The organism is Mycobacterium sp. E3305 (assembly GCF_001666785.1).
Classification (GTDB): Bacteria; Actinomycetota; Actinomycetes; order Mycobacteriales; family Mycobacteriaceae; genus Mycobacterium.
The window spans coordinates 1-10,051 of sequence record NZ_LZJA01000233.1; the positions used below are offsets into that span (position 1 = coordinate 1).

General features: G+C 69.2%; 9 protein-coding genes. 5 read left to right on the forward strand and 4 right to left on the reverse strand.

The window, feature by feature from the left end:
• From A5701_RS21975 to A5701_RS21985, 3 genes are all read left to right on the forward strand, one after another.
• Nucleotides 1–985, forward strand: a 985-nt coding sequence (locus tag A5701_RS21975) for an acyl-CoA dehydrogenase family protein (protein ID WP_067758841.1), incomplete at its 5' end; no start/stop codon positions are given.
• Between the two features lie 4 nt (nucleotides 986–989).
• On the forward strand, nucleotides 990–2,528 hold the full coding sequence (fadD17, locus tag A5701_RS21980) for a long-chain-fatty-acid--CoA ligase FadD17 (RefSeq protein ID WP_067758866.1): 1,539 nt from the start codon (nucleotides 990–992) through the stop codon (nucleotides 2,526–2,528).
• A gap of 330 nt (nucleotides 2,529–2,858) precedes the next feature.
• Nucleotides 2,859–3,572 (forward strand): serine hydrolase, encoded by a 714-nt coding sequence (locus A5701_RS21985; protein WP_067758844.1) that lies wholly within the window; start codon nucleotides 2,859–2,861, stop codon nucleotides 3,570–3,572.
• Here the strand turns inward: A5701_RS21985 and A5701_RS21990 are convergent.
• Genes A5701_RS21990 through A5701_RS22005 form a run of 4 tightly spaced genes read right to left on the reverse strand, consistent with a single transcriptional unit; the run spans nucleotide 3,558 to nucleotide 8,358 of the window.
• A complete protein-coding gene (locus A5701_RS21990) occupies nucleotides 3,558–5,108 on the reverse strand; it encodes an acetolactate synthase large subunit (protein ID WP_067758847.1) in 1,551 nt (516 codons plus the stop codon). The two genes, A5701_RS21985 and A5701_RS21990, sit on opposite strands and share 15 nt — an antisense overlap.
• Nucleotides 5,105–5,929 carry an amidohydrolase family protein gene (locus A5701_RS21995; protein WP_067758851.1) on the reverse strand — a complete coding sequence of 275 codons (825 nt, stop codon included), beginning with the start codon at nucleotides 5,927–5,929 and terminating at the stop codon, nucleotides 5,105–5,107. The genes A5701_RS21990 and A5701_RS21995 overlap by 4 nt, the downstream gene beginning before the upstream one ends.
• 24 nt (nucleotides 5,930–5,953) lie before the next feature.
• Nucleotides 5,954–6,721, reverse strand: a complete 768-nt coding sequence (locus tag A5701_RS22000; protein WP_067758854.1) for a fructosamine kinase family protein — start codon at nucleotides 6,719–6,721, stop codon at nucleotides 5,954–5,956.
• Nucleotides 6,718–8,358 (reverse strand): acyl-CoA synthetase, encoded by a 1,641-nt coding sequence (locus A5701_RS22005; RefSeq protein WP_067758857.1) that lies wholly within the window; start codon nucleotides 8,356–8,358, stop codon nucleotides 6,718–6,720. Before A5701_RS22005 ends, A5701_RS22000 begins: the two co-directional genes overlap by 4 nt.
• A 64-nt stretch (nucleotides 8,359–8,422) precedes the next feature.
• Between A5701_RS22005 and A5701_RS22010 the strand changes: the two genes are divergently transcribed.
• Together A5701_RS22010 and A5701_RS22015 are read left to right on the forward strand one after the other, a co-directional pair.
• Nucleotides 8,423–9,235 (forward strand): crotonase/enoyl-CoA hydratase family protein, encoded by an 813-nt coding sequence (locus A5701_RS22010; protein ID WP_067758860.1) that lies wholly within the window; start codon nucleotides 8,423–8,425, stop codon nucleotides 9,233–9,235.
• A 115-nt stretch (nucleotides 9,236–9,350) separates the two neighbouring features.
• Nucleotides 9,351–10,051, forward strand: a 701-nt coding sequence (locus tag A5701_RS22015; RefSeq protein ID WP_067758863.1) for a type IV toxin-antitoxin system AbiEi family antitoxin, incomplete at its 3' end; no start/stop codon positions are given.

Genomic DNA, 10,051 nt, shown 5'->3' on the forward strand with positions numbered 1-10,051 from the left:
GTTCGACCGCGCGCTGTGGGGCAAGCTCGTCGACGCCGGCATCCTGACCAGCGCCTCGGCCACCTCGGTGGGCGGCGACGGATTCGGGGTGCTCGAGCAGGTCGCGATCTTGGTGGCGCTGGGTCACCAGTTGGCGGCCGTGCCATACCTGGAGTCGGTGATGCTCGGCGCCGGCGCGTTGGCTCGGTTCGGCACCGAAGAGCTGCAACAGGATTGGGGTGCTCCCGCGGTCGGCGGGGAGAAGATCCTCACCGCCGCGCTCCTGGGCGAGATGGGTGAGGGCCCGGTGCAGGCCAGCCGCGCCGGTGACGGCTACCGCCTCACCGGCACCCGCACCCAGGTCGGCTTCGGACCGGTGGCCGACGCGTTTCTCGTTCCGGCCGAGACCGATTCCGGCACCGCCGTTTTCCTGGTCGCCGCCGGCGATCCCGGGGTTTCGGTGACCGCATTGGAGACCACCGGCCTGGGCAGCGTCGGACACCTGGCGCTGGACGGCGCGGACGTGGCCGGTGCCCGGATGGTCGGCGGCGCCGAGGTTGTCGTCTGGCTCGACACGCTCGCGGCGCTGGGGCGCAGCGCCTTCCAGCTGGGCGTGCTCGAACGCGGACTGCAGCTCACCGCCGAATACGCCAGGGAGCGGGAACAATTCGATCGCCCGATCGGCAGCTTCCAAGCGGTGTCGCAGCGGCTGGCCGACGGCTATATCGACATCAAGGGCTTGCGGCTCACCCTCACCCAGGCGGCCTGGCGGGTCTCGGAGGACGTTCCCGCCGAGATCGACGTGGCCAGCGCCGCGTTCTGGGCCGCCGACGCCGGGCACCGGGTGGCGCACACCATCGTGCACGTGCACGGCGGCGTCGGCGTGGACACCGATCACCCGGTGCACCGCTACTTCCTGGCCGCCAAGGAGGCCGAATTCGCGCTGGGTGGTGCCACCGGTCAGCTGCGCCGGATCGGCCGCGAGCTGGCGGAAACCCCTGCCTGAATTCGTGCTTCCCCCCGATCCGACGGTCACCAAACTGCTGGCGCCGCTGGCAGAAATCGATGACCGGGGCATCTACTTCGAAGACACGTACACCACCTGGCGGGATCACCTGCGCCACGGCGCCGCCATCGCGGCGGCGCTGCGGGACCGCCTCGACCCGGCGAAGCCGCCACACATCGGCGTGCTGTTCGAGAACACCCCGTTCTTCTCGGCGATGCTGACGGCGGCCGGCATGTCCGGGATCGTGCCGGTGGGGCTCAACCCGGTGCGCCGCGGCGACGCGCTGGCCCGCGACATCGCCCATGCCGACTGCCAGGTGGTGCTGGCCGACTCGGCTTCGGCAGCCGCGCTGGGCGACATCGACCACGTGAACGTGGACTCCGCCGAGTGGGCCGACGAGGTGGCCGCACATCGCGATGCCGAATCGCACTTCCAATCCGCAACGGCCGCAGACCTGTTCATGCTGATTTTCACATCGGGCACCAGCGGCGAACCCAAGGCGGTGAAGTGCAGCCACGGAAAGGTGGCGATCGCGGGCATCACGATGACCCAGCGCTTCGACCTCGGCCGCGACGACGTCTGTTATGTGTCGATGCCGCTCTTCCATTCCAACGCGGTGCTGGTCGGCTGGTCCGTCGCGGTCGCGTGCCAGGGCTCACTTGCGTTGCGGCGCAAGTTCTCCGCCTCCAACTTCCTGGTCGACGTCCGCCGTTTCGGCGCCACCTATGCCAACTACGTCGGCAAGCCCCTGTCCTATGTACTGGCCACGCCCGAGCGGCCCGACGATGCGGACAATCCGCTGCGAGCGGTGTACGGGAACGAGGGCGTGCCCCGCGATGTCGAACGCTTCGCACGCCGGTTCGGGTGCGTCGTGCAGGACGGATTCGGTTCCACCGAAGGCGGTGTGGCGATCGCGCGCACCCCGGACACCCCGGATGGTGCGTTGGGCCCGCTTCCCGCGGGCGTCGACATCGTCGACCCCGATACCGGTGAACCCTGCCCCGTGGGCGTGGTCGGCGAGCTGGTCAACACGGCCGGCGCGGGCCGCTTCGAGGGTTACTACAACGACGAGGCCGCCGAGGCCGAGCGGATGGCGGGCGGGGTCTACCACAGCGGCGACCTCGCCTACCGCGACGACGCCGGCTACGCATACTTCGCGGGGCGGCTGGGTGACTGGATGCGCGTCGACGGTGAGAACCTCGGCGCCGCTCCGATCGAGCGGGTGCTGCTGCGGCATCCCGACGTGACCGAGGTGGCCGTGTACGCGGTGCCCGACCCGGTGGTCGGGGACCAGGTGATGGCCGCGCTGGTGATGGCCAACGGGACCGAGTTCGACGCCGACAAGTTCCGCGCCTTCCTGGCGGAGCAGCCCGACTTGGGACCCAAGCAATGGCCGTCCTACGTGCGGGTCAGCGCGGAATTGCCGCGCACGGTGACCTTCAAGGTGCTCAAGCGCCAGTTGGCGGCGCAGGGCGTCGACTGCGACGATCCGGTGGTGCGGATCCAGCCGCAAACGGGAAGGGGAACGTCGGCAGATGCCTAAAATTCGTGAGTTGATCGCCGGGTCGGCCCTCCTCGCGTCGCTCGGCGGCGCGGCGCTAGGTTTCGGCGCCGGGTGCGCCGCCGCCGACCCGGTGCCACCGCCCCCGCCCCTGCCTCCGCCACCCCCTCTGGTTTACGCGCCGCAGACGCCGGAACGGGCCCCGTGGGAACCGCCGCCGCAGGAACCGGGACTCCCGCTGCCGCCGCTGCCGCCTGGCTAGCGACGCGCCGTCCGCCGTGGCGCGCTGTGCGATGGGTACGTCGACGATAATGCTTGACTGCACGGAGACGCCGGGATCGAAGGAGACGCGATGGTTGGTCCGATCAGCGCATGACTTCGCGACCCTTGGAGACCGCGCTCGAAGCGAGCTTTGATCAGCTGTCGGCCGCGGTGCCGGCGGAGGTCGGCATAGCTATCGCCCGGCCGGACCGCACGTATTCGCTGGGCCGGTGGTGGTCGGGTGTCGCGTGGTCGACGATCAAGGTGCCGTTGGCGATCGCCGCGCTGCGCAGCGATTGGTTGCGGGCGAAGGACCTGGCCGTCAAGGCCATCACCGAGTCCGACAATCACGCATCGGAGCAACTGTGGTCCGGTTTGGGCGATCCGGCGGAAGCGGCGCGCCGGGTGCAGGTCGTGATCGCCGAGGGCGGTGACACCGCCACGGTCGTGGAATCGCGCCGGCTCCGGCGTGGCTATACCGCGTTCGGCCAGACGCAGTGGACTTTGCAGCGGCAAGCCCGGTTCGCCGCCGAGCTGCCGTCGATCCCCGGTTCGTCCGACGTCATCGACCTGATGCAGCGCCTCAGCAGTGGCCATCGCTGGGGCCTGGCCGCCAAAGGCTTTGCGGCCAAAGGCGGTTGGGGGCCGGGGATGCACGGCGACTACCTGGTGCGGCAGTTCGGGATCGTGCCCACGCCGACGGGACACTGGGGTATGGCCCTGGCCGCCAGGGTCCACGACGGGGTGTTGGAGACGGGCGTCGATGTCCTCAACACGATGTCGGAGTGGGTCCTCGGCCGACTTCCGGGGCTAGCCCGTTATTGACGGCACCACGGCGTCGATCAGGTGCGGCCCGGATTCGCTCATCGCGTTCCGCAGCGCGTCGGCGAGTTCCTCGGCGGTGCTGACGCGGCGCGCGGGCACCCCCATTCCCTCGCTGATCATGACGAAATCCATTGTCGGCCTTGACAGGTCGAGCAGGTCGAGCGCCTTGGGCCCGGGGGCCGATCCGGCCCCCACCCGCGCCAGCTCGATCCGCAGGATGTCATAGGCGCTGTTGTCGTAGATCACGGTGGTCACGTCGAGGTTTTCGCGCGCCTGAGTCCACAACCCGGAGATCGTGTACATCGCGGAGCCGTCGGATTCCAGGCAGAACACCGGCCGATCGGGGGCGGCGACGGCGGCGCCGACGGCGGCCGGGATGCCGTACCCGATCGCGCCGCCGGTCAACGTCAGCCAATCGTGGGCCGGCGCCCCCGCGGTGGCCTGGGCGAGCAGCACGCCGGAGGTGTTCGACTCGTCGACGACGATCGCTCCCTCCGGCAGCAGCGCCCCGATCACGTCGGCCGCCGACGCGGACGTCAGGGCACCCGTCGGCAGCTGAGGCCGCGCCGCAACGGCAACGGGCGCAACGGTTCCGGGCGCCAGCTCGTCGGCCACCGCGGCGAGCGCCTCGGCGGCACCGCTGTGTCCGGCGAGCAGGTGAACCTCGCAGCCGGCCGGGACGAGGTCACTGGGCATGCCCGGGTAGGCGAAGAAGGACACCGGCGACTTGGCACCGGCTAGCACCAGATGCTTGGCGCCGTCCAGCTGGGCGGTGGCGGCCTCGGCGAAATAGGCCAGCCGCTCGACGGCGGGAACGCCCGCGCCGCGCTCCAGCCGCGCCGGGAACGTCTCGCACAACACCCGCGCGCCGGTCGCCTGCGCGATGCGCGCGGCGGCGGCAAGGCCCGGTCCGCGGGTGGCGTCGCCGCCGATCATCACCACCGTGGGTTCCCCCGAGCGCAGCACCTCGATCACCTCGAACGCCAACCGCGGTTCGGCCCCCGCCGGCTCCGCAGGAGTCGTCCCGGCCGGTTGCGCCCCGTCCGACCATGACGCGTCGGCGGGCAGGATCAGCGTCGAGATCAGCGAGCCCGCCCGGCTCGCGGCGATCGCCTCCGCCGCATCGGACGCGACGTCCGCGGCGCGTTCGGTGCGACGTACCCACCCGGAGACGGTTCCGGCGAGCGCGTCGATGTCGGATTCCAGTGGGGCGTCGTACTTTTTGTGGTACGTGGCGTGGTCGCCGACGACCACGACCATCGGCACCTGAGCGCGCCGGGCGTTGTGCAGGTTGGCCAGGCCGTTACCCAGGCCGGGGCCCAGGTGCAGCAGCACGGCCGCCGGCCGGCCGGCGATGCGGGCGTAGCCGTCGGCCGCCCCGGTGGCGACGCCCTCGAACAGCGCCAGCACGCCGCGCATTTGCGGGACGGTGTCCAGCGCGGCGACGAAGTGCATCTCCGAGGTGCCCGGGTTGGCGAAGCACACGTCGACGCCGCCGTCGACCAGAGTGTTGATCAGGGCCTGGGCACCGTTCACGTGTCTGCCTCCAGTTTGAAAACGCGCTCGGCGTTGCCGTGCAAGAACTCTCGGCGGCCCTCGTCGGCCAGGTCGAGTTCGGCCAGCCCGGCCAGGGCGTGCGCGTGGGTCATCATCGGGTAGTTACTGCCGAACAGGACTTTGCTTTGTCCGGTACCGGTTTTCATGAACCGGATCAGCTCGTCCGGAAGCCGCTTGATCGTGTACGCCGAGGTGTCGATGTAGACGTTCTCGTGTTTGCGGGCGACCGCGACCATCTCCTCGGTCCACGGATAGCCGACGTGCCCGCACACGATCACCAGCTCGGGGAAGTCGAGGGCGACCTGGTCGATGTAGGGAATCGGGCGGCCCGTCTCCGAGGGCCGTAGCGGACCGGTGTGGCCCACCTGGGTGCAGAACGGTACCCCCAGCTCCACGCATTCGGCGAACAGCGGGTAGTACCGGCGGTCGGTGGGCGGTGCGTTCCACAACCACGGCACCACCCGCAGGCCCAGGAATCCGTCCCTAACGCGGCGGCGCAGTTCGCGGACCGCTTCCATCGGGCGGTCGAGATCGACCGCGGCCAGCCCGCCAAACCGATTCGGGTGCATGCTGACCCACTCGGCGACCTCGTCGTTGGAGATCAGGTCCTGGCCGCCGGGGCCGCGCCACGCGCTGAGCAATCCGAAGCGCACGCCGGCGGCGTCCATAGTCGCGATGCTCGCCTCGATCGGGACGTCGGCGTCGGGGATGGCGTCGCCGGTCCACCGCCGCAGGGATGCCAGCATGTCGCTGCGCAGGAACCGCGCAGTGGGGTGCTGCATCCACACATCGACCGTCATCGCGATCAACAGTAGACGCCGGCGCTACAGGGCCAGCGCGGCGCGGGCGCAAGCGTGCGTCCGCTGAGCGTGCCCGCCGCCGAACAGCACGACGTGCGCCAAAAGCGGGAAAAGCTGGTGTAGCCCGATGCGGTTGCGCCAGCCGGCCCGCAGGGGCCGCGCCCGCTCGTAGCCGTCGACGATGGTGTCGTAGTGCGGGCAGCCGAACAGCGCGAGCATCGCCAGGTCGCTCTCGCGGTGGCCGGCGTGCGCGGCCGGGTCGATCAGCACCACCCCGTCGGGCGTCCACATCACGTTGCCGCCCCACAGGTCGCCATGCAACCGGGCGGGCCGGTCATCGTCGTCGAAATCGCCGGCGCGGCACCGCCTGACGACGGAGTCGATCGCGTCGCGGGTGGCGGCGTCGAGCCGCGCCGCCGCCAGGTCGGCCATCGGCGCCAGCCGCTCCTCGGCGTAGAACTCGCCCCAGCGGCTGTGCCGCCGCAGCGACATCGGCAGCGGCTGGGAAAGCGGCCCGAAGAACCCGGGCCCGTCCCATCCTTCGGGCCCCGCTCCGAACGCGGGGGCGCCGGCATCATGCGTGACGGCCAACCGGCCACCGAACGCGCGCGCCGCCTCGGGCGTCGGCGTCACCGAGTCAAGCCGCCCCAGGGTCAGGCTCGTCGGATCGACGGAAACCACTTGGGCGCAGGGCACGCCGCCGTCGACGCCGGCCAGCCACCGCAGCCCGGCGGCCTCCCACCCGAAGTAGCCGCTGGGGGCGGCGGGGTGTTGCTTGACGAAGTGGGTCAAGCGGTTACGTGCGCGGCGTGCACGTCGTCGGCGGGCCGCGCCTCGGTTTGCTCCTTGGCCCAGCGGTAGTCGGGCTTGCCCGCGGGCGAACGCTTGACCTCGTCGACCAGCCAAAGGCTGCGCGGCACCTTGTATCCCGCGATCTCGGAGCGCACGAAGCGGTCCAGTTCGGCGAGCGTCGGGCGGGCGCCCGGTCGCGCCTGCACGACGGCGGCCACGTGCTGGCCGTACCGGGGGTCGGGCACGCCGACCACCAGGGCGTCGAAGACGTCGGGGTGGCCCTTGAGCGCCGCCTCGACCTCCTCGGGGTAGATCTTCTCGCCGCCGCTGTTGATCGACACCGAGCCGCGACCCAGCATGGTGACGGTGCCGTCCTCCTCGACGAGCGCCCAGTCGCCCGGGATCGCGTAGCGCACCCCGTTGATGGTCTTGAACGTCTCGGCCGTCTTCTTCTCGTCCTTGTAGTAGCCGACCGGGATGTTGCCCTTCTTGGCGATGAACCCGCGCACCCCGGAGCCCGGCTTGACCTCGTTGCCGTCCTCGTCGAGCACCACCGTGCGGTGGTCGATGGTCACGCGCGGGCCGCCACTGTGCGGGGCGTCTTTCGCCACGATGCTGGTGCCGCCGAATCCGGTCTCCGACGAGCCGATGGAGTCGGTGATGACCCGGTTGGGCAACAACTCGAGCAGGCGCTCCTTGATGCTCGGCGAGAACAACGCCGCGGTGCTGCCCAGCATGAACAGCGACGACAGGTCGTAGTCGTTTTTCCTGTCGAGCGCATCGAGCAATGGCCGGGCCATCGCGTCGCCGGTGAAGAACAGCATGTTCACCTTATGATCGTGGATCGTGCGCCAGACCTCGTCGGCGTTGAATTCCGGTGCCAGCACGGTGGTTTGGCCCGAAAAGACCGACCGCCAGGTGGCCGACTGGGTGGCACCGTGGATCATCGGCGGAACCGGATAGTTGATCATCGGGGGGTTGGCGGCCGCGGCCTTGGCCAGGTCGTATTCGTCCTTGACGAATTCGCCTGTGGCGAAGTCGGTTCCACCGAGCAGCACCCGGTAGATGTCCTCGTGACGCCACATCACGCCCTTCGGGAATCCGGTGGTGCCACCGGTGTAAAGGAGGTAGATGTCGTCGGCGCTGCGCTCGCCGAAGTCGCGCTCGGGCGAGCTGTCCGCGATCGCCGAGTGGAACTCGACGCCGCCGTAGCGCGTGTAGTCGTTGTCGCTGCCGTCCTCGACCACGAGGATGGTCTTGACGTTCGGGGTGTCCGGCAGCACGTTGGCGACCCGGTCGGAGTACTGGCGCTCGTGGACCAGGGCGACCATGTCGGAGTTGTCGAACAGGTAACGCAACTCCCCCTCGACGTAGCGGTAGTTGACGTTGACGATGATGGCGCCGGCCTTGACGATGCCGAGCATCGCGATGACGATCTCGATGCGGTTTCGGCAATACAGCCCGACCTTGTCGTCCTTCTTGATGCCCTGGTCGATCAGGTAGTGGGCGAAGCGGTTGGCCTTCTCCTCCAGCTGGGCGTAGGTGAGCTTCTCGTCGCCGCAGATCAGGGCGACACGGTCCGGCACAGCGTCGATGGCGTGCTCTGCGAGATCGGCAATATTCAGGGCCACGGCCACTAAATTAGAACGTGTTACATTTCTTGACAAGCTCGTGCCCCTCATCGACGGAAAGGCGGTAGCTGTGTCCGAGGCTCCAGCAAACGACCAAGCGGGACATGACGCGCTCGTCGAACAGCGCGGTCACACCCTGATCGTGACGTTGAACCGGCCGCACGCCCGCAACGCCCTGAGCACCGAAATGATGGAAATCATGGTGCAGGCCTGGGACCGCGTCGACAACGACCCGGACATCCGCTGCTGCATCCTGACCGGGGCCGGTGGCTACTTCTGCGCCGGCATGGACCTCAAAGCGGCAACCAAGAAACCGCCGGGTGAGTCGTTCAAGGATGGCAGCTACGACCCGTCGCGAATCGACGCTTTGCTGAAGGGTCGCCGGCTGACCAAACCGCTCATCGCGGCCGTCGAGGGCCCCGCGATCGCCGGCGGCACCGAGATCCTGCAGGGTACCGACATCCGCATCGCCGGCGAGAGTGCCAAGTTCGGCATCTCGGAGGCCAAGTGGAGCCTGTACCCGATGGGCGGGTCGGCCGTGCGCCTGGTGCGGCAGATCCCCTACACGGTCGCCTGTGACCTGCTGCTGACCGGCCGGCACATCACCGCCGGCGAGGCCAAGGAGATGGGCCTGATCGGGCATGTCGTGCCGGACGGGCAGGCGCTGTCCAAGGCGCTCGAGATCGCCGACATCATCGAGAACAACGGCCCCCTGGCCGTGCAGGCGATTCTGCGGGCGATCCGCGAGACCGAGGGCATGCACGAGAACGAGGCCTTCAAGATCGACACCCAGATCGGCATCAAGGTGTTCCTGTCCGACGACGCCAAGGAAGGCCCCCGGGCGTTCGCCGAGAAGCGCAAGCCCAACTTCCAGAACAAGTAGACCCCTCGGGCGCCCCTTCCCCGCCGAACGTGAAGCCATTGCGATCTTCCGGCCGGATTTTCGCAATGGCTTCACACTGGACGACCCGTCGGTGCCCCTCGGCATACTCCGCGGGATGGGAAAGCCATTTCTCGGTAGCGAGGCGGTCGCGTCCGGGCTGGTGACGCCGTACGCCTTACGCACCGGCAGGTTCGTGGCGATGCACCGCGACGTGTACGTGCCCCGCGATGCGGAGGTCACCGCCGTGGTGCGTGCCGAGGCGGCGTGGTTGTGGTCACGGCGGCGCGGGGTCCTCGCCGGCCGGTCGGCCGCGGCGCTACACGGCGCCAAATGGGTCGATGCCCAGGCGCCGGCCGAACTCATCTACCAGAATCGCCACGCGCCAACACATGTCCGCACCTGGGCTGACCGCATCGAAGACGACGAAAGCACGACGATCCAGGGCATGTCAGTGACGACCCCGGCGCGCACGGCATTCGACCTAGCCTGTCGCAATCCGGTCGGGACGGCCGTCGCTGCGCTCGACGCCCTGGCTCGGGCAACCCGACTAAAGGTCGCCGATGCCGAATTAATTGCGGAACGCTACAAGGGCCACCGGAACATCCGGCGGGCCAGGCGCGCGCTCGAGCTGGTGGACGCCGGTGCGCAGTCACCCCGGGAAACGTGGCTGCGACTGACGGTCATCGGCGCCGGTTACCCACGGCCGCGGACTCAGATTCCTGTCTATGGGGAATACGGCGAACTCGCAGCGGTGCTCGACATGGGTTGGGAGGACATCAATCTCGCCGTCGAGTACGAGGGCGACCATCACCGGAC